General features: G+C 63.3%; 19 protein-coding genes and 1 pseudogene. 11 read left to right on the top strand and 9 right to left on the bottom strand.

Annotated features, from left to right (window positions below; all coding sequences use genetic code 11):
• Positions 1-280 precede the first annotated feature (280 nt).
• The gene (gene alaS / locus EOD29_RS23690; protein ID WP_127248042.1) at positions 281-2,950 is read left to right on the top strand and encodes an alanine--tRNA ligase; all 2,670 of its coding nucleotides are present in this window, start codon (positions 281-283) and stop codon (positions 2,948-2,950) included.
• Positions 2,951-2,960: 10 nt separating this feature from the next.
• Here the strand turns inward: alaS and EOD29_RS23685 are convergent, their stop codons facing one another.
• The 4 genes and pseudogenes from EOD29_RS23685 to EOD29_RS23670 form a co-directional block, all read right to left on the bottom strand.
• Entirely contained in the window at positions 2,961-3,542 is a 582-nt protein-coding gene (locus EOD29_RS23685; protein WP_127240419.1) for a demethoxyubiquinone hydroxylase family protein, read from the bottom strand.
• Positions 3,543-3,660: 118 nt separating this feature from the next.
• A pseudogene (locus EOD29_RS38030) lies at positions 3,661-3,777 on the bottom strand (glutathione S-transferase N-terminal domain-containing protein); the annotation flags it as partial.
• Between the two features lies 1 nt (position 3,778).
• Positions 3,779-4,516, bottom strand: coding sequence for a hypothetical protein (locus EOD29_RS23675; protein WP_127248041.1), 738 nt, complete (start codon positions 4,514-4,516; stop codon positions 3,779-3,781).
• 3 nt (positions 4,517-4,519) lie between these two features.
• The gene (locus tag EOD29_RS23670; protein ID WP_127248040.1) at positions 4,520-5,731 is read right to left on the bottom strand and encodes an NADP-dependent isocitrate dehydrogenase; all 1,212 of its coding nucleotides are present in this window, start codon (positions 5,729-5,731) and stop codon (positions 4,520-4,522) included.
• Between the two features lie 203 nt (positions 5,732-5,934).
• Here EOD29_RS23670 and EOD29_RS23665 point away from each other — a divergent pair, with 203 nt between their 5' ends.
• The 8 genes from EOD29_RS23665 to EOD29_RS23630 all read left to right on the top strand — a co-directional run bounded on the left by EOD29_RS23665 (position 5,935) and on the right by EOD29_RS23630 (position 12,033).
• Positions 5,935-6,774, top strand: coding sequence for an RNA methyltransferase (locus tag EOD29_RS23665; protein WP_067328305.1), 840 nt, complete (start codon positions 5,935-5,937; stop codon positions 6,772-6,774).
• Between the two features lie 79 nt (positions 6,775-6,853).
• Positions 6,854-7,468, top strand: a complete 615-nt coding sequence (locus EOD29_RS36530) for a DUF805 domain-containing protein (protein ID WP_206520485.1) — start codon at positions 6,854-6,856, stop codon at positions 7,466-7,468.
• A 106-nt stretch (positions 7,469-7,574) separates the two neighbouring features.
• On the top strand, positions 7,575-8,375 hold the full coding sequence (gene murI / locus EOD29_RS23655) for a glutamate racemase (protein WP_127248039.1): 801 nt from the start codon (positions 7,575-7,577) through the stop codon (positions 8,373-8,375).
• A 59-nt stretch (positions 8,376-8,434) separates the two neighbouring features.
• Positions 8,435-8,617 carry a DUF3008 family protein gene (locus tag EOD29_RS23650; protein ID WP_066995133.1) on the top strand — a complete coding sequence of 61 codons (183 nt, stop codon included), beginning with the start codon at positions 8,435-8,437 and terminating at the stop codon, positions 8,615-8,617.
• A gap of 408 nt (positions 8,618-9,025) precedes the next feature.
• Positions 9,026-9,643 carry a 30S ribosomal protein S4 gene (rpsD, locus tag EOD29_RS23645; RefSeq protein WP_066995136.1) on the top strand — a complete coding sequence of 206 codons (618 nt, stop codon included), beginning with the start codon at positions 9,026-9,028 and terminating at the stop codon, positions 9,641-9,643.
• A 187-nt stretch (positions 9,644-9,830) separates the two neighbouring features.
• Positions 9,831-10,727 (top strand): tRNA 2-thiocytidine(32) synthetase TtcA, encoded by an 897-nt coding sequence (gene ttcA / locus EOD29_RS23640; protein WP_095827849.1) that lies wholly within the window; start codon positions 9,831-9,833, stop codon positions 10,725-10,727.
• Complete coding sequence (locus tag EOD29_RS23635; RefSeq protein ID WP_127248038.1) at positions 10,717-11,544, top strand: inositol monophosphatase family protein; 828 nt, start codon at positions 10,717-10,719, stop codon at positions 11,542-11,544. Before ttcA ends, EOD29_RS23635 begins: the two co-directional genes overlap by 11 nt.
• A 78-nt stretch (positions 11,545-11,622) precedes the next feature.
• Positions 11,623-12,033 carry a hypothetical protein gene (locus tag EOD29_RS23630; RefSeq protein ID WP_127248037.1) on the top strand — a complete coding sequence of 137 codons (411 nt, stop codon included), beginning with the start codon at positions 11,623-11,625 and terminating at the stop codon, positions 12,031-12,033.
• Positions 12,034-12,056: 23 nt separating this feature from the next.
• Here EOD29_RS23630 and EOD29_RS23625 read toward each other — a convergent pair whose 3' ends face one another.
• Together EOD29_RS23625 and grxD are read right to left on the bottom strand one after the other, a co-directional pair.
• Positions 12,057-13,256, bottom strand: coding sequence for a multidrug effflux MFS transporter (locus tag EOD29_RS23625; protein ID WP_066995308.1), 1,200 nt, complete (start codon positions 13,254-13,256; stop codon positions 12,057-12,059).
• Between the two features lie 192 nt (positions 13,257-13,448).
• Positions 13,449-13,784 carry a Grx4 family monothiol glutaredoxin gene (grxD, locus tag EOD29_RS23620; protein WP_066995148.1) on the bottom strand — a complete coding sequence of 112 codons (336 nt, stop codon included), beginning with the start codon at positions 13,782-13,784 and terminating at the stop codon, positions 13,449-13,451.
• A gap of 295 nt (positions 13,785-14,079) precedes the next feature.
• On the opposite strand from grxD, the gene EOD29_RS23615 reads away from it, so the two are divergent.
• Both EOD29_RS23615 and EOD29_RS23610 read left to right on the top strand, forming a co-directional pair.
• The gene (locus tag EOD29_RS23615) at positions 14,080-15,201 is read left to right on the top strand and encodes a multicopper oxidase domain-containing protein (RefSeq protein ID WP_066995151.1); all 1,122 of its coding nucleotides are present in this window, start codon (positions 14,080-14,082) and stop codon (positions 15,199-15,201) included.
• A complete protein-coding gene (locus tag EOD29_RS23610) occupies positions 15,198-16,397 on the top strand; it encodes a ZIP family metal transporter (protein ID WP_127248036.1) in 1,200 nt (399 codons plus the stop codon). Before EOD29_RS23615 ends, EOD29_RS23610 begins: the two co-directional genes overlap by 4 nt.
• Before the next feature lie 19 nt (positions 16,398-16,416).
• Here the strand turns inward: EOD29_RS23610 and EOD29_RS23605 are convergent, their stop codons facing one another.
• The 3 genes from EOD29_RS23605 to purL form a co-directional block, all read right to left on the bottom strand.
• Entirely contained in the window at positions 16,417-16,650 is a 234-nt protein-coding gene (locus EOD29_RS23605; protein WP_023674714.1) for a BolA family transcriptional regulator, read from the bottom strand.
• A 107-nt stretch (positions 16,651-16,757) separates the two neighbouring features.
• Positions 16,758-17,282 carry a hypothetical protein gene (locus tag EOD29_RS23600; RefSeq protein ID WP_067328318.1) on the bottom strand — a complete coding sequence of 175 codons (525 nt, stop codon included), beginning with the start codon at positions 17,280-17,282 and terminating at the stop codon, positions 16,758-16,760.
• Positions 17,279-19,510 carry a phosphoribosylformylglycinamidine synthase subunit PurL gene (gene purL, locus EOD29_RS23595; protein ID WP_095800845.1) on the bottom strand — a complete coding sequence of 744 codons (2,232 nt, stop codon included), beginning with the start codon at positions 19,508-19,510 and terminating at the stop codon, positions 17,279-17,281. The genes EOD29_RS23600 and purL overlap by 4 nt, the downstream gene beginning before the upstream one ends.
• Positions 19,511-19,657 lie beyond the last annotated feature (147 nt).

Here is a 19,657-nt window from a genome sequence, read left to right as displayed (position 1 = left end):
CGCGCCGGCCACTTCCTCGCCTTCATCCATCTCGCCGCAGCTATGTTATGGATGCGCTGAATGTCGATTCAGCCTAGTACTGCGTTCGAACCGCCGGCCTTCGTGCCGGCGGTTTACGTTTGGGGGCGAGGGCACAGGCCGCCCAGCCGGAGGATTGGCCTTGGTTCCGTGTTTCTGGACAGGGTCAAGAGCTACGGCTAAAAGGCCAATCTATCTTCTGACACACGAAAGCCCATTTGCCGCCGGCCTGGCCGGCGGTTTTCGCGAAAAGGCAGTATCCATGAGTGGCGTGAACGAGATCCGGTCGACATTCCTCGACTACTTCCGCAAGGAGGGTCATGAGATCGTTGCCTCCAGCCCGCTGGTGCCGCGCAACGATCCGACGCTGATGTTCACCAACGCCGGCATGGTGCAATTCAAGAACGTGTTCACCGGCCTGGAGAAGCGGTCCTATTCGCGCGCCGCGACCGCGCAGAAGAGCGTGCGCGCCGGCGGCAAGCACAACGATCTCGACAATGTCGGCTACACCGCGCGCCATCTCACCTTTTTCGAGATGCTCGGCAATTTCTCGTTCGGCGATTATTTCAAGGAGCGCGCGATCGAGCTTGCCTGGAACCTGATCACCAAGGAATTCGGCCTGCCGAAGGACAAGCTTCTGGTCACCGTCTATCACACAGACGACGAGGCGGCCGGCTATTGGAAGAAGATCGCCGGCTTCTCGGACGATCGCATCATCCGCATTCCGACCTCTGACAATTTCTGGGCGATGGGCGACACCGGTCCCTGTGGTCCGTGCTCGGAGATATTCATCGATCGCGGCGAGCATATCTGGGGCGGTCCGCCCGGCAGCCCGGAAGAGGACGGCGACCGGTTCCTCGAATTCTGGAACCTGGTGTTCATGCAATATGAGCAGGTGACGAAAGACGAGCGCATCGACCTGCCGCGCCCGTCGATCGACACCGGCATGGGCCTGGAGCGCATGGCTTCGATCCTTCAGGGAGTGGAGAGCGTCTTTGAGACCGACCTGTTCCGGCATTTGATCGATGCGGCATGCTCGGCGCTCGGGCACGGTCACAACCAGGAGAACGCAGCATCGTTCCGCGTGATCGCGGATCATTTGCGCTCGTCATCCTTCCTGGTGGCCGACGGCGTGCTGCCCTCCAATGAAGGCCGCGGCTATGTGCTGCGTCGCATCATGCGTCGCGCCATGCGCCACGCGCAGCTGCTCGGCGCCAAGGAGCCGCTGATGTGGAAGCTGGTGCCCGCGCTGGTGCGCGAGATGGGCCAGGCCTATCCGGAACTGGTGCGTGGCGAAGCGCTGATCACAGAGACGCTGAAGCTCGAGGAGACGCGCTTCCGCAAGACGCTGGTCCGCGGTCTCGGCCTGCTTTCGGAGGCGACGGAACAGCTGCACGCCGGCGACATGCTGGATGGCGAGACGGCCTTCAAACTCTACGACACCTATGGCTTCCCGCTCGACCTGACGCAGGATGCGCTGCGCCAACGCGACATCTCGGTCGATCTTGCCGGCTTCACCGCTGCGATGGAGCGGCAGAAGGCGGAAGCGCGCGCGCACTGGGCGGGGTCGGGCGAAGCGGCGACCGAGACGGTCTGGTTCCCGGTGCGCGAGCAGACCGGCGCCACCGATTTCCTCGGTTACGAGACGGAAGAGGCGGAAGGCCTGATCCAGGCCTTGGTCAAGGATGGCAAGATCGTCGACAGCGCCGGGCAGGGCGACGCGGTTGCCGTCGTCGTCAACCAGACGCCGTTCTATGGCGAATCCGGTGGCCAGATGGGCGATACCGGCATGATGTCCGGCGACGGCTTCTCGATCGAGGTCACCGACACGCAAAAGAAGGCCGACGGGCTCTTCGTGCATTTGGGCAAGGTGACGGGCGGTACGATCAAGACCGGCGCTGCCGTGGAGCTAAAGGTCGATCACGCGCGCCGTTCGAAGCTGCGCGCCAATCACTCCGCGACGCATCTCATCCACGAGGCGCTGCGTGAGGTGCTGGGCACCCATGTCGCGCAGAAGGGTTCGCTGGTCGCGCCTGATCGCCTCCGCTTCGACATCTCGCACAACAAGCCGATCTCGGCCGAGGAGATCGAGGATGTCGAGCGCATGGCCAACGAGATCGTTGTGCAGAACAGTCCGGTGACGACGCGGCTGATGTCGGTGGACGATGCTATTGCCGAGGGCGCGATGGCGCTGTTCGGCGAGAAATACGGCGACGAGGTGCGCGTCGTTTCGATGGGCACCGGCCTGCACGGCGCCAAGGCCAACCGTCCCTATTCGGTCGAGCTCTGCGGCGGCACGCATGTCAGGTCGACCGGCGATATCGGCCTTGTGCGCATCCTGTCGGACAGCGCGGTCGCCGCCGGCGTGCGCCGCATCGAGGCGCTGACCGGCGAGGCGGCGCGCAAGCATCTCGACGAGCAGGACAAGCGCCTGAAGGCAGCCGCGGCGACCTTGAGGATCTCGCCGGCCGACGTTCCGGCGCGTGTCGAGACTTTGCTCGAGGAGCGCAAGAAACTCGAGAAAGAGCTCACCGAGGCGCGCAAGAAACTGGCCCTTGGCGGCGGCGCGGCCGTTGCCGATGCTCCGGCCACCAACGAGACGGTTGCGGGTGTCGGCTTCCTCGGCAAAGCGGTCAGCGGTGTCGCGCCGAAGGACCTGAAGCCGCTTGCGGATGCCGGCAAGAAGACGCTGGGCTCCGGCGTGGTCGTCTTTATCGGCGCCGGCGAGGACAACAAGGCGAGCGTGGTGGTCGGCGTCACCGACGACTTGACCGGCCGCTTCAGCGCTGTCGATCTCGTCCGTGTTGCGTCCGCCGCGCTTGGCGGGCAGGGCGGCGGCGGGCGTCCCGATATGGCGCAAGCCGGCGGCCCCGACGCCTCCAAGGCGGACGACGCCATCGCGGCGGTAAAGGCGGCGCTCGAAGCCGCTTAGTGTTCCTGTGTCAGGAAGGCTTTGCCGCTTTCAGGGCGCGCGCCATTCTGACAGAGTCGCCCCAGGTGGACAGCCAGATGAGGCAATCCGTGGCGACGGCGATCGCCCCGCGCAGGAGGAGAAGCAGCGGGCCTGGCGCCAGCAGATGCTCCTCGGCGTGACGCAGATGGGCCAGCTCTTCCTCGCGGATCGACAGGATGATGGCGTGCAGTCCGGGATCGCGCCCGGCTAGATAGTAGAGCTGGTCGTCAAGATGGCGGTGCACGGTCGCTTCGACAGCGGCGGTGCATGCCCAGATGCCTTGTGGGCCGAGCAGGGCGGTGAGAAAGCCCAACAGCCAGCCGCCCCAGCTCCAGAACTGCATGACGCGACATGGACGCGAGTTTCGCATTGGCATGGCGGCACGGAAGAAGGCGCAATGCTGGCGCTCGTGTCCAAGCATCTCCGACAAAGACGGCACGCAATCGCGCCAAAAGTGCCGGGCGACAAAGATTTGCGCTGAATAGATCCTGATCGCTCCAAACTCGCCTGCGTGGTTGACCCGGACTATCCTGGCTGTGGTCAGCGCTTCGCGACCGGAAAGCTCATGCATTGGAGAAGCTTGCCCGCCTGACGATGCGATCCCACCGGTCCTGCAAGTCTGGAAAGCGGGCAAGCAGCTTTCGCCCTTCGGCGACCTTGAGGAAATAGCCGATAATTGACGCCCTTTCGGCCGTGAAGATGTCGAGAGGGACGAGCTCGTAGTCGACGCCCTTTTGATTGAGCGCCATTCGCGCGATGCGGACATAGACGCTGTAGTGGGCGCCGTAGAGAAGAGGCTTTGCCACTTCATTCCTCTTTGGCTTGGCTGTCCCGTATCCAGACGCGCAGCGTGCCGGTGGTCTGAAAGCCGCAGTCCAGTGCGTCATCCAGCCCGCCGCCGCGTTCATACCCGACCAGCGCGCGACTTTCAGCAAACGTATTGGCTGCGGCTTGCACAGCATCTCGATAGGTCGAATTGCCATCCGTGGCAAAGACATTTGACAACCCGATCACGAGCTCGGATCTATTGGCTATGCAGCCGGCGGTGAAGCCGTCGGCCGTCCGTCGGCCAAGGATGGCGATGGCAGGGTCGGCCAGAACTGCGGTCGGAAAGACACGGCCGCTGGAGGAACCTGCGCCATCCGTCCAGGCAAGTTCCCACATCTCCAAGCTGGCTGCGTCCCCAACACGTTCCCAACCGGAGGGGGTCGTCGTTGGACGCCTTAGGTCCATCAAGATCCAGCTTGCTTCGAAGAGTTGGCTGAACCCGAGCGGTCGGAGATCCAGACGGCAGAAGCAATCCTTGACCGAAAAGCTGGTGGCAAGAACAGATGTCAGTCTGGCTATTTCTGCAAGTTGGATCGGTATGGCATCGGCATCCAAAGTGGCGGCATTGGGGTAGTAAGGAGGTGCTTGCTCATCGCTGGACCAGACGGAGCGGCTCCTCCGGCCGCTTAGCCCGTGCACCTTGAAAATAGCCTGGCAGAGGTCGGCATTGTTGCCAGCGCAAAGGCGGACCCTTTCGCTGGCAACAAGGCTCGGCACTTCTTACCCCATCGCCTTCTGCAGGCTCTCGTCGATCTTGTCGAGAAAGCCGGTGGTCGACAGCCAGGGCTGGTCGGGGCCGATCAGCAGCGACAGGTCCTTGGTCATGAAGCCGCCCTCGACGGTCTGGATGCAGACCTTTTCCAGCGTCTCGGCAAAGCGCTTGAGCTCGGCATTGCCGTCGAGCTTGGCGCGGTGGGCCAAGCCACGCGTCCAGGCGAAGATCGAGGCGATCGAGTTGGTCGAGGTTTCCTCGCCCTTCTGATGCTGGCGGTAGTGGCGGGTGACGGTGCCGTGGGCGGCTTCCGCTTCCACGGTCTTGCCGTCCGGCGTCATCAGCACCGAGGTCATCAGGCCGAGCGAGCCGAAGCCCTGCGCCACGGTGTCGGATTGCACGTCGCCGTCATAATTCTTGCAGGCCCAGACATAGCCGCCCGACCATTTCAGGCTGGAGGCGACCATGTCGTCGATCAGGCGGTGCTCGTACCAGAGTTTTCTCGCCTTGAACTCGGCCTCGAATTCCTTCTCGTAGACCTCCTGGAAGATGTCCTTGAAGCGCCCGTCATAGGCTTTGAGAATGGTATTCTTGGTCGAGAGATAGACCGGGAAGTTGCGCAGCAGGCCATAGTTCAGCGAGGCGCGAGCGAATTCGCGGATCGACTCGTCGAGATTGTACATGGCCATGGCGACGCCGGCGCCCGGCGCATCGAAGACGTCATGCTCGATCATCTGGCCGTCCTCGCCGACGAATTTGATTGTCAGCTTCCCCTTGCCCGGGAAGCGGAAGTCGGTGGCGCGGTATTGGTCGCCGAAGGCGTGACGGCCGACGACGATCGGCTTGGTCCAGCCGGGCACCAGGCGCGGCACGTTCTTCATGATGATCGGCTCGCGAAAGATGGTGCCGCCGAGGATGTTGCGGATGGTGCCGTTGGGCGACTTCCACATTTTCTTCAGCTTGAATTCCTCGACGCGCTGCTCGTCGGGCGTGATCGTCGCGCATTTCACGCCGACGCCGTATTTCTTGATGGCGTTGGCCGAGTCGACGGTCACCTGGTCATTGGTGGCGTCCCGGTTCTCGATCCCTAGATCGAAATAGTCCAGCTTGATGTCGAGATAGGGGTGGATCAGCTTGTCCTTGATGAACTGCCAGATGATGCGGGTCATCTCGTCGCCGTCGAGCTCGACGACCGGGTTCGCCACCTTGATCTTCGCCATGGAAAAATGCCTCGTTGCTGGGGATCTGAACGGCCTTGCCCGTGGCTTCGGCCGAGGTTGGGCAGCGTATATCAAAGCCTTTTTGAGCGCGCAAACCGCGATCAGCCGATCGCAGACCGGTGTCGCGCTTGTGAATGCTTCATTTTCAGGCCCGGATGTGGCAGGGGACGCCGAAACGCCGCAAACCTCATGTACGGAGAGCCATGCCAGCCGCAAACGACACCGCCAAGACCGCCGGACCGGCGATCATCCTTGTCGAGCCGCAACTCGGCGAGAATATCGGCATGGTCGCGCGCGCCATGGCGAATTTCGGCCTTTCTGAGCTGCGCCTGGTCAATCCGCGCGACGGCTGGCCGAGCGAGAAGGCGCGCGCCGCCGCCAGCCGCGCCGACCACGTCATCGATGCGACAACGGTGTTCGACGACCTTGCCTCGGCAGTGGCCGACCTCAACTTCGTCTTCGCCACCACCGCCCGCGAGCGTGACGGCTTCAAGCCGGTGCGCGGTCCGGTGGATGCGGGCAGGGCGCTCCGGGCCCGCGAGCAGGCGGGGCTGCGCACCGGAATTCTGTTCGGCCGTGAACGTTTTGGCCTCTACAATGAAGAGGTTGGTCTGGCTGACGAGATCGTCACCTTTCCCGTCGATCCCGGCTTCTCCTCGCTCAACATCGCACAGGCCGTGCTTTTGATGTCCTATGAATGGATGAAATCCGGCCTTGCCGAAGAGACCGCGACCAACTTCGCCGGACCGGAGCTCGTTCCGGCGACCAAGGAACAGCTGCACAGCCTGTTCACCTATCTCGAAGGCGCTCTCGAGGCGCGCGGCTATTTCCGCCCGGAAGAGAAGAGGCCTAAGATGGTCGACAATCTGCGCGCCGTGCTGACGCGGGCGGGATTCGCTGAGCCCGAGTTGAAGGTGCTGCGCGGCATCATCTCGTCGCTCGACAGGTTCTCGCCGGCAATGCCGCGCGGCGACGGCTCACCGGGGGATGATCCGAGGCGGGCGCCGGCTACGCGCAAACGAACAACGGACAAAGAAAGTTAAAATCCGTAAGCTCCGAACCTTCAAGGTAACCGAATATTATGCGGTTTGGTTCATCGTTCTCGAAACGATGGGGCAGCAGATGTTTACGTCCAATATTGGCCGTCTGCATTTCTTCTTCTATTCGCTAGGTTTGTTCATAGCGGAAGCGGTAGCGATCGTGCTCTGCATTGCCGCAACGACCGGCTTCGCGGGATTGATCAATTCGATGCCGGGTCCGTCGCGGCAAAGCCTGGCCGGCGCCGCGCTTGTTGTGTCGCTCGTCTTCGTCGCGCTGCGCGGCAACATCGCATGGCGCCGCACCCGCGATGCCGATGGTTCAGGCTGGATCCTCTGGTCCTATATCGTCTTTTCCGGCATCTATGGCTTGCTGCAGGCGGGCACGCTTCTGGTTATCGATTCTGGCAATCCTGAGAGCGCGCCCGGTGGCCTGAACCTGCTCGGCCTTGCCATATTCGGCCTCTGGTGCACGATCCTGTGGGCAAAGCCTGTGGCCGGCAGCAACATCGATGAGCTGACCGAGGCTTTCGACTTTGAAGGCTCGTTGCCGGCGGAGGCGCGCCCCGCGAGGGCGACAGCGAGCGTCGCTCCAGCTGCGCCACGGACTGCTGCGCAACCCGCGCGTCCGGCGCCGGCGCCGGCGCCGCAGCCGTTTGGCCGGGCGCGACCCGCCGGCTTCGGCAAGCGGGGGCTCTGAGTTGCGCAAAAGCTGCTGGCATCTGCCACTTCAAGACCATGATCGTTCAGGATAGAAGCGCGGTTGGCCAAATCTCGGGTCAGCTTCTTCCTGTAGTCGGATCACAATGAACGATCGATCAAACAAGCGTCCGATACTGATGTTCGATTCCGGTGTCGGCGGACTGACGGTGCTGCGCGAGGCGCGCGTCCTGATGCCGGATCGGCGCTTCGTCTATGTCGCCGACGACGCGGCTTTTCCTTACGGCGCATGGGAAGAGCCGGCGCTCAAGGAGCACATACTCGCCCTGTTCGGCAAATTGCTCGACCGTCTGCAGCCGGCGATCTCAGTGATCGCCTGCAACACCGCCTCGACCCTGGTGATCGATGCGCTGCGGGAAAAATTTCCCGGTCATCTGTTTGTCGGAACGGTGCCCGCGATCAAGCCGGCGGCCGAGCGCACGCGGTCCGGCCTGGTTTCGGTGCTGGCGACCCCGGGCACGGTTAAGCGTCAGTACACGCGTGACCTGATCAGCAAATGGGCGCAGAAATGCCATGTCCGGCTCGTCGGCAGCGACAGGCTTGCCGCATTGGCCGAGATCTATATGCGCGAAGGTTTTGTCGACGAGGAAGCCGTGCGCGCCGAGATCGCGCCCTGCTTCATCGAGCACGACGGGCAGCGCACCGACATCGTCGTGCTCGCCTGCACGCATTATCCGTTCCTGGCCAACCGCATGCGCAAGACCGCTCCGTGGCCGGTCGACTGGATCGATCCGGCGGAAGCCATTGCCCGGCGCGCCATGTCGCTGCTGCAGCCTATCGGCGAACCGTCGGGCGAGACCGAGCCCGATATCGCCCTCTTCACCTCTGGTAAGGTGGATTTCGCCACGCGCAGGCTCATCCAGGGCTTTGGGCTGACCTCGCGCTAGCTGGAACTGCGATAGCGCCGCAGCGTTTCTCTTCCCACTACCGCACAGGGAGAAATCGCATGCCAGCCAAATCGCAAGCCCAACAGAAGGCAGCCGGCGCAGCCCTTTCGGCCAAGCGCGGCGAGACCAAGAAAACCGAGCTTAAGGGTGCTTCGCGCGAGATGTACGAGTCCATGAGCGAGAAGCAACTCGAGGAGTTCGCCGAGACCAAACGCAAGGGACTGCCTAGCAAGAAGTCCTGACTTTGTGGCTGCCTGGCTCTCAAGTTGGTGCCTGGATAGAAACCCGCGGCATGCCACGACGTGGCGGCTCTGCTTGCGGCCATGCCAATGCCTGCCATCGCCGGCTCCGGCGTCATGACGGCAGAATGGTTGAGGGTGCGTCGCCGACACGAGCTTGACACCGGTTAAATCTCTGTTTAACAGGGCCACCAACACCGGGCGGCGACGTCCGGTGGTTTCTTTTGCATGGGCAAGACCTCACCGGAAGCCACTCTGTCGGCGGTCTTGTTGAACTGACGTGTCCCGTGGGTTTTCCGTCGCGTTGCGTGGGAAACCCTGTCAGGCCTCGAAAACGGAGGCCAGAGGAGGGCGCGTTTCCTTCACCCGGAGCCAAGGGGTTCCGGGTATATCGTTTTGAAAGGGAATGCGATGAGCAAGCGCGAATCCGCGAAATACAAGATCGACCGCCGTCTCGGCGAAAATATCTGGGGCCGTCCGAAGTCCCCGGTCAACAAGCGCGAATACGGTCCCGGCCAGCATGGCCAGCGCCGCAAGGGCAAGCTTTCCGACTTCGGCCTGCAGTTGCGCGCCAAGCAGAAGCTCAAGGGCCACTATGGCGATGTTTCGGAAAAGCAGTTCCGTAAGGTCTATGAGGAGGCCAACCGCCGCAAGGGCGACACCTCCGAGAACCTGATCGGCCTGCTCGAGTCGCGTCTCGACGCGATCGTCTATCGCGCCAAGTTCGTGCCGACCATTTTCGCGGCCCGCCAGTTCGTCAACCACGGCCACGTCAACGTCAACGGCAAGCGCACCAATATCGGTTCGTACCGCTGCAAGCCGGGCGACGTCATCGAGGTGCGCGAGAAGTCGAAGCAGCTCGTCATCGTGCTGGAATCGGTAGGCTTGGCCGAGCGTGACGTGCCGGACTATATCGAGGCCGACCACAACAAGATGACCGCGACCTACAACCGCGTTCCCGGCCTGGCGGATGTTCCGTTCGCCGTCCAGATGGAACCGAACCTGGTCGTCGAATTCTATTCGCGCTGATCCGACCAATCGGCGACACCCATCCAAGGCCGCCCTCGAGGCGGCCTTTTCTTTGTTTGTCGCGTCGGCCAGGGCGGCAATTCCACCCTGGTCATTTTTTTAGCCGCAATTCCGCGACGGCTAGTGATTCCACTTGGCTGCAAAATGCTCTAAGCGAAGCGGCAACAGAACCGCGGGCACCTGCGCCATGAATATGCTGCCAAACGTCAAATCGCTTGAGCCGATCGCCGACGAGCCGGACGGCGGATTCCATCCGTTGTTCCGCGACGTGCCATCCTCGGTCGAGTTCAACAAGCTGCGCAAGCGGCTGCTGCGGCTCACGCGCCAAGCGATCGAAGACTTCGCCATGGTGAAACCCGGCGAGCGCTGGCTGGTGGCGCTCTCCGGCGGCAAGGATTCTTATGGCCTGCTTGCCTTGCTGCTCGATCTCAAATGGCGCGGGCTGCTGCCGGTCGAGCTGCTTGCCTGCAATCTCGACCAAGGTCAGCCGAATTTCCCGAAGCACATCCTGCCGGACTACCTCGGCGCCAACGGCATTGCGCATCGCATCGAGTACCAGGACACCTATTCGGTGGTCACCGACAAGCTGCCCGAGGGCAGCACCTATTGCTCGCTCTGCTCGCGGCTGAGGCGCGGCCACCTCTATCGCATCGCCCGCGAGGAGGGTTGCACCGCGCTTGTGCTCGGCCACCACCGGGAGGACATCCTCGAAACCTTTTTCATGAACCTCTTCCATGGCGGGCGTCTCGCCGCCATGCCGCCGAAGCTTCTCAATGACGAGGGCGACGTCATGGTTCTGCGCCCGCTCGCCTATTGCGCCGAGGCGGATCTCGAGAAATTCGCCAATGCACTGAAGTTCCCAATCATCCCGTGCGATCTCTGCGGCAGCCAGGAAGGGCTGCAGCGCAACGCCATGAAGGCGATGCTCGACGATATCGAGAAGCGTATGCCTGGCCGCAAGGACACGATGATCCGCGCGATGACCAATGTGCGACCCTCGCATCTGCTCGACCGAAAACTGTTCGACTTCGCCGCGCTCGATGCGCGCCTTACCATGGGAAAAGACATTTCCGATGACGTTTGACATGCAAGCGATCGACTGGCTGGCCGAGCTTCTAGCTGACGCAGCCAAGGCCGAAATCATGCCGCGCTTCCGCCGATTGGGCGAGGGCGATGTTCGCCAGAAGACTTCGGCCGCCGATCTGGTGACGGAGGCGGACGTCAACGCCGAAAGGCTGATCACTGCCAGGCTGCGCGAGCGTTACCCTTCAGCGATGATCCTCGGCGAGGAGGCCTGTTCCGACAATCCGGCCTTGCTCAAAGGGCTCGGCGATGCCGAACTCGCCTTCGTCATCGATCCGGTCGACGGCACCTTCAACTTCGCCTCCGGTGTGCCGCTGTTCGGCGTCATGCTGGGCGTCGTGGTCAACGGCGAGACGGTTGCCGGCATCATCCACGATCCGGTCGGCAACGACTGGCTGATCGGCGCCAAGGGGGCGGGCAGCCATATCCGCCACGCACATGGCGCGCTGGAGAGGGTGCGGGTCGCCGAGCCGGTGCCGATCTCCGAGATGACCGGCGCGATCTCGTGGCAGTATCTGAAGGAACCGGAGCGCTCGCGGCTCGCTCGCAACCACACAAAGGCGCTGTCGCAGTTCGGCTATCGTTGCGCCGCGCACGAATACCGGCTGCTGGCGAGCGGCCATGCGCATTTCGTCGTCTACAACAAGCTGATGCCATGGGACCATCTGGCCGGCGTCTTGATCCATCAGGAGGCCGGTGGTTATGCGGCGCGGATCGACGGCGATGCCTATCTGCCGTCGCATGTCGACGGCGGGTTGTTGGTTGCGCCAGACAAGGATAGCTGGAACGAACTGCGGCGCGAGCTCTGGGCGGAATAGGATCGATTGCGCCAGCGAGGGCCAGCCGGTCGGCTGGAAGATGTCGACCTATGACCTCACGCAAATCCGGAGATGTGAATGGGCACCCAGTCCGCGATGGTCGCTCTGGCTCTCGCCATCACCGTGACGATCACGGGTGCTGACGAAGCAGCGGCACGGGAGCGCGCCTGCGGCAGTCGCGATCCCGTTAACTCCATAGCGGAAATGTCGGCTGCCATTTACGCCTGCTGGCGGCCGCCTCACGGAACTGCCGGCCTGTCCTTGACCCTGCGGTTCTCGCTCTGCCGAGACGGAACGCTCATTGGCAAGCCGCGCGCGACCTTCTCCGCACTCGGATCGAACGATGCATTGAACAGAGCCTTCGTTGCCTCAGTCCTCGAGGCTCTCGATAAGGCCCTGCCGTTACCCTTTACCGAGAGCATGGGCGAGGCGATCGCAGGGCGCATACTTTCGCCCCGCTTCACGGTTGCGCTTGAACGAAAATCCTGAGCGGGTGGCCGTAGGCGAGGGTCTCACACCGGCGGATTGTGGGGCTGGAACAGCCTTCCGCGCTCGGCGATCAGGATCATCAGCAGGGCGGCGAGGGAAACGCTGCAGAAGCCGGCGGCCAATGGCGTGACCGTGCCGTTATAGGCCTGGCCTATCAGCGTTCCGAGCAGGCCGCCGAGAAAGGTCTGCATGAAGCCGAGGATGGAGGACGCCGTGCCGGCAAGCTCGCCGAGCGGCTCCATCGCGAGCGCGTTGAAATTCGCGCCGAGACAGCCAAATGGAACCATCGCGCCGGCAAAGAAGGCGATGAACAGCCAGAGCGGCATCTCGATCTCGAGCGAGACGACGAGCCAGACCAGGCTGATGGCGAGGAAGAGCAGCAGCGCGCTCTGCGACAGGCGCCGCATGCCGACCTTGCCGACGAGCCGCGCGTTGAGGAAGTTCGAGAAGGCGAGCACGCCCGCGACGCCGGCGAAGATCAGCGGAAACAGCTCGCCGACATGGAAGACTTCGAGATAGATCTGCTGCGCGGAATTGATGAAGCCGAACATGGCGCCGAAGATGAAGGTGCTGGCAAAGGCATAGCAAAGCGCGATGCGGTTGGTGAGCACGATGCGGAAGCCGCCGACGACGGCGTTGACGGTTAAGGGCCGCCGGTATTCCGGATGCAGCGTCTCCGGCAAGCGCAACAGCGACCATGCCGACACGATGAGCGCGCCGACGGCCATGGTGACGAAGATCCAGTGCCAAGTGGCGAAGAGCATGATGAACTGGCCGATGCCGGGCGCGACGACCGGTATCGCCATGAACACCATGAAGATCAGCGACATGACCTCGGCCATGCGGCGGCCCTCGAAGGTGTCGCGCACGATGGAGACGGCGATGACGCGGGTGGCCGCCGCGCCGATGCCTTGCACGACACGGCAGGCGAGAAGGGTGGCAAAGGTCGGTGCAACAGCAGCGGCCGCTACCGCCGCCACGTAGATGATCAGGCCGGCGACCAGCGGCGCACGGCGGCCGAAACGATCGGAAACCGGACCGAAGAAGAGCTGACCGGTGCCGAAGCCAAGGATGTAGGCTGTGATCACATACTGGCGGTGGTTTTCATTCTCGACGCCGAGCGAGGCGCCGATCTGCTGCAGAGCCGGCAGCATGATGTCGATGGCGAGCGAATTGAGCGCCATCAGCGCCGCGCAGAGCGCAATGAATTCCCAGCGCGGAATGGGCAAGCTTTTTGCCGACTGCTGCGCTAGTGCCTGATTGTCCACGGCAAAATCCGATCAATCAAACGAACATGCGCCGGTCGACCGGCGCATCAATTCGTCTCGTTCTCGAGTTCGAAACCCAAAGTGCCGAGGTGGGGCCGCCCCGGATGTCACCGCGCGGCCGGGTGGGCCGGCCAGCGTGAGCTCAAATCAGGCGGCGCCTTTGACGCTGACGCCTTTTTCGACCAGGAAATCCTGCAGCTCGCCGGCCTGGAACATCTCGCGCACGATGTCGCAACCGCCGACGAACTCGCCCTTGACGTAGAGCTGCGGAATGGTCGGCCAGTTGGAATAGTCCTTGATGCCCTGGCGCAGCTCGGCCGAGGTCAGCACGTTCACGCCTTTGTAGTCGACCCCGACATAGTCGAGGATCTGCACCACCTGGCCGGAGAACCCGCACTGCGGGAAGCCGGGAGTGCCCTTCATGAAGAGCACGACGTCGTTGCTCTTCACTTCGCTGTCGATGTAGTCGTTGATGCCGCTCATGGGAATCCTTTCACGCCTGTGGGAGTCAGGCTCGAAGCATGTCCATCAAATAAACCCATAGGTTGGCTGAAACAAGACGTTAGCCGCGACGCACCCGAAATGGCGCAAAGCTTTGGTCCGCCATTGGGCCAAATCCGCCAGCCGGAACTCTTCCCACAAACGGGCGGGCAGGCCGGATTATCTTGTCCCGGTGTGCCGCTGCCCGGTTTCCCAGGTGCGCACGCGCCAGAATTATAGCTATAGCTAAATCTTGAAGCATGCGCTATCCTTGCCGATGCCTTGGAGGAACGCGGATATGCGCGAAACGAAATCGTTGCTGGAACAAAAGCTCGATCGAAGGCTGCTTCTGGCCGGTGGCCTGGCGGCCGGCGGCACGGCGGTGATGGCGACCGCGGCGCGCGGGCAGACCGACCACGCCGGTCACGGAACGCCAGGGGCGGCCGAACCGCAGCCGGCGCACCTGTCCGCGCATGGGGCGATGATCACCGTCGGCGAGGTCGAGGATAGCCGCAACGGATTCGATCCAGTGAAGCTGCTGAGCGACTGGGAGACCGGGACGGTGTCGACGCTGCCGGACGGGCGGACACTGCGCAGCTTCGAGGTCACGGCCGAGGACAAGGAAATCGAGATCGCGCCCGGCATCCTGTTCCCCGCCTGGACCTACAATGGCCGCGTGCCGGGGCCGACGCTGCGGGCCACCGAAGGCGATCGCTTGAAGATCGTCTTCCGCAACAACGGCTCGCATCCGCATTCCATGCATTTCCACGGCATTCACGCAGCACGGATGGACGGCGTTCCCGGCGCCGGTCTGATCGGGCCGGGCGAGGAGTTCGTGTACGAGTTCGACGCCCGGCCGTTCGGCTGCCACCTCTATCATTGCCATGCGCTGCCGCTGAAGCGGCACATCCAGAAAGGTATGTACGGCGCCTTCATCATCGATCCCGATCCTGCCAGGCATCCGGAGCACGAGGCGGTCGCCCGCTCGCGCCTGCTCGGCACGCCGGAGAATGCCGGCTGGCAGGAATTCGTAATGGTGATGAACGCCTTCGACACCAATTTCGACAACGAGAACGAGGTCTATGCCGTCAACACCGTCGCCCATGCCTACGCGAAGAAGCCGATACGGGTGCTGAAGGACAAGCCTGTCCGGATCTATCTCGTCAACGTGGTCGAGTTCGACCCGATCAACTCCTTCCATCTGCATGCCAATTTCTTCGACTACTACAATCAGGGCACGACGCTGACGCCGACACTCAGGACCGTCGATCTGATCACCCAGTGCCAGGCCGAGCGCGGTATCCTCGAGTTCCATTTCAGGGAGCACGAGCCAGGCCTCTACATGTTCCATCCCCACCAGTCGGAGTTTACCGAACTCGGCTGGTCGGGCATGTTCGACGTCGTGGAGGCCTTGTCGTGACCGATGTCAGTCGGACCTCCCGGGATACACAGGCCGGTCGGCCGCGCTGGCTCTCTCTGCTCTGGATCGTTCTGCCGCTTGCCGTGCTCGGGCTCGCGGTTGCGTGGATGGTCTCTTCCGACCCGTTGGCCAGCTTTCGCAACGGCGCGCCGCCGGTCGAGAACCTGACCTTCGAGCGGACAATTATCGGAAACGACGGCATTCGAATCCTCGTGCGGGCCGGTGGGTCGGAACCGATGACGATCGCACAGGTCCAGGTCGACGACGCTTACTGGCAGTTCACGCAGGATCCGCCGGGGCCGATCCCGCGCGGCGCAACGGCATGGATCAGCCTGCCATACCCCTGGGTGCTGGGGGAGGCGCATGCGATCAATGTCGTAACCAGTACCGGGACAACATTCGGGCACGATATCGCCGTCGCCGTACCCACACCGACGCGCAGTTCACCTAGCTTTGCCGCGCAAGCGGTGCTGGGCGGCTTTGTCGGCATCCTGCCCGTGGCGATCGGCCTGATGTTCTATCCGGCACTACGCGGGGTCGGGCGGAACGGCATGGATTTTCTCCTGTCGATGACCGTCGGTCTGCTCGCCTTCCTTTTCGTCGACACGCTCGAGGACGCGTTCGAACTGGCCGGCGAAGCAGCCGCCCTGTTCCAGGGGTCGACCATGATCGTACTCGCAGCCACCGCCAGTTTCCTTCTGCTCATGGCGGCAGGCCGGCGCAGCGGGACACCGACCGGGCTGGCGCTTGCCACCTTCATCGCACTCGGCATCGGCCTGCACAATCTCGGCGAAGGGCTGGCGATCGGCGCCGCCTTCGTCTCGGGCGCAGCCGGGCTCGGCACGTTCCTGGTGCTTGGCTTCACCTTGCACAACATCACCGAAGGCATCGCCATCGCCGCCCCGATCCTGAAGCAGCAACCGCCGCTCAGGACCTTCGCCATGTTGACGCTGCTCGCGGGAGGTCCAGCCGTCGTCGGCCTATGGATCGGCAGCCTCGCCTATGCGCCACAATGGTCGGCGCTGGCGCTGGCGATCGGCGCCGGAGCGATCCTGCAAGTGATCGTCGAGATGGTTTCGCTGCAGCTTCGCCAGCGCCCCGATGGCTCGCGCGCCTTGCTCGCACCGGCTGCGATGGCCGGGCTTACAGCCGGGGTCGGCTTCATGTACCTCACGGCGATGCTGGTAAAGATCTGAACAACCGCGGCGTCAACACTCAGTCCGGAACGCTGGTCTGCAGGGCGAGCGCATGCAGCACGCCGCCCATATTGCCTTTCAGCGCGTCATAGACCATCTGGTGCTGCTGGACGCGGCTTTTGCCGCGGAAGCTCTCGGCCACCACTTCGGCAGCGTAGTGGTCGCCGTCACCAGCCAGATCGCGAATTGTCACCTTGGCGTCCGGAATGCCTTCCTTGATCAGTCGTTCGATGTCGTGCGCATCCATTGCCATGGCAGAAATCCTGTTTTCGAGCGGGCGCAGCCCGTGCGATGAGAGTCGGGGATAAGCGTAGAGCCTTTCCGGTCCGGATTGAAGCGGTTCCATCCGTGACCGAGGCTTCACGGGACATTCCGATCCGGCTGAGCCGCGTCGCCGGCGGACACATCCTCGCGCGTCGAGTAGGCGCGACCGAGGCTGAAGGTCAGCACGTAGAGCGGCACGTTTATCGCGATACCGACCATCGGCAAGTAGCTCGTCCACTGCCAGACCGGGGAGAAAAACGGCCGGCCGTAGCCATCGCACATAAGCGAAGAACCATACGCCCAAAGCGCTCCGATGGCGGTTGCAATGGCGAAGAGCTTGACGCAAGTGACGATATGCCTTGCCCGAGCCGGCTCCGGCAAAAGGCGCTGCCACAGCACCAGGCACAAAACAGGAATGGCGTAGACGAGGTCCTGAGCGGCCAGCAACGGGATTGCGCCGTTCGCCGCAGCAAGGAACTCGGCTCGCGTTTCGAGCCTTGGACAGACCTCGCTCGAGGTCGTCGACAGCAGCAGAAAGACGAACGGGCCGAGGAACCAGAAAAAGAACAGCGACGGCCAGAAAACCGCTGCAAGCAGCGCCCGGACCGCCAGCCTGGTCAAATGGCCTGATCCATGAAGCGCGGGAACCAGCCCTCATGGGCGGCGGTCAATTCGCTGACCGGAACGGCACGCGCCTCGCCGAGCTTCAGCATGTCGCCACCGGTCGTGCCGATCCACGGCGCGAAGATGCCGAGCTTGCCCTGCTCCGCGCGGATCCTGTCCCATTCGCCGCTTTGCGGGTCGATCGACAAGGTCAGGAGATAACGTCCTTGGTCCTCGCCGAACCAGACCGGGATCGGATCGGTCCCGGTGAGACCGGGAATGGTGGCGCCGATGCCGGATGCCATCGCCATTTCGGCCAGCGCCACGGCAAGGCCGCCGTCGGAGACATCGTGCGCGGCAGTCACGATGCCGGAAGCGATCAGCGCGCGCACATGGTCGCCGACGCGCTTTTCATGTTCGAGGTCGACGGGCGGCGGCGAACCGTCGGCGCGGCCGTGGATGTCGCGCATATAGACCGATTGGCCGAGATGGCTGCCCCATGTCGGCGGCGCGCCGACCAGCACGATCATCTGGCCCTCGGCGGCAAAGCCGACGCGGGCCATCTTCGACCAATCTGCGATCAGCCCGACGCCGCCGATGGTCGGCGTCGGCAGGATGCCGCGGCCATTGGTTTCGTTGTAGAGCGAGACATTGCCGGAGACGATCGGGAAGCCGAGCGCGCGACAGGCGTCGCCGATACCCTTAACCGCTCCGACAAACTGGCCCATGATCTCCGGCCGCTCCGGATTGCCGAAATTAAGATTGTCGGTGGCGGCAAGCGGCAGGGCGCCCGTTGCCGTCAGGTTGCGCCAGCATTCGGCGACGGCCTGCTTGCCGCCCTCATACGGGTCGGCCTCGCAATAGCGCGGCGTGACGTCGGAAGAGAAGGCGAGCGCCTTGGTTGGATGGCCTTCGACGCGCACCACGCCGGCATCGCCGCCTGGGAGCTGCAGCGAATTGCCCTGGATCAGCGTGTCATACTGCTCCCACACCCAGCGGCGCGAAGAGAGGTCCGGTCCGCCCAGCATCGTGAGCAACGCGTCAGCGACGTCGGCCTTGGGCGCGTCGTTCGCTGCAAGCGACGCCGGCTTCTTCGTTTCGACCCAGGGGCGATCATATTCCGGCGCCTGGTCGCCCAGTTCCTTGATCGGCAGGTTGGCGACCTCGTCGCCATGGTGCAGCACGCGGAAGCGCAGGTCGTCGGTGGTCTTGCCGACGATGGCGAAGTCGAGGCCCCATTTGCGGAAGATCGCCTCGGCTTCCTCCTCTTTCTCGGGGCGCAGCACCATCAACATGCGCTCCTGGCTTTCCGACAGCATCATCTCGTAGGCGCTCATGCGCTCCTCGCGCACCGGCACCTTGTCGAGGTCGAGCTCGATGCCGAGATCGCCCTTGGCGCCCATCTCGACCGCCGAGCAGGTCAGGCCGGCGGCGCCCATGTCCTGGATGGCGATGACCGCGCCCGACGCCATCAGCTCGAGGCAGGCCTCCAGCAGGCACTTTTCGGTGAAGGGGTCGCCAACCTGTACGGTCGGCCGCTTCTCCTCGATCTTGTCGTCGAACTCGGCCGAGGCCATGGTGGCGCCGCCGACGCCGTCGCGCCCGGTCTTGGCGCCGAGATAGACGACCGGCAGGCCGACGCCCTTGGCCTGCGACAGAAAGATGGCGTTGGTTTTGGCGAGGCCGGCCGCGAAGGCGTTGACCAAGATGTTGCCGTTGTAGCGGGCGTCGAAATTGACCTCGCCGCCGACGGTCGGCACGCCGAACGAATTGCCGTAGCCGCCGACACCGGAAACGACTCCAGCAACCAGGTGCCGGGTCTTGGGATGGTCAGGCGCGCCGAAGCGCAATGCGTTCATCGCCGCAACCGGTCGCGCGCCCATGGTGAAGACATCGCGCAGGATGCCGCCGACGCCGGTCGCGGCTCCCTGATAGGGCTCGATATAGGAGGGGTGGTTGTGGCTCTCCATCTTGAAGACGACGCAGTCGCCGTCGCCAATGTCGACTACGCCGGCATTCTCGCCCGGCCCCTGGATAACCCGCGGGCCGCTGGTGGGCAGCGTGCGCAGCCATTTCTTGGAAGACTTGTAGGAGCAGTGCTCGTTCCACATCGCCGAGAAGATGCCGAGCTCGGTGAAGCTCGGCTCGCGGCCAACCAGATCGAGGATGCGCTGGTATTCGTCGGGCTTCAGCCCATGCGCGGCGACGAGCTCGGGGGTGATCGGCACGGAATTGGATATGGTCATGAGCGGCGATTGGTATCCGTGGGAGAGGGGGCTTTTCTGAGTCTCCTCTTATCGCAAGCTTTCGAGCGATACACCCCCAAAGCACGACGAAAACGCCGCAAAACCGCTGCGCCGGCACCGGCCGGTAGCGCGAGGCGCTTGGGAAAG

The organism is Mesorhizobium sp. M1A.T.Ca.IN.004.03.1.1 (assembly GCF_003997555.1).
Classification (GTDB): Bacteria; Pseudomonadota; Alphaproteobacteria; order Rhizobiales; family Rhizobiaceae; genus Mesorhizobium.
The sequence above is the reverse complement of the archived record's forward strand: the minus strand, read 5'-3'. Positions and strand labels throughout refer to the sequence as shown.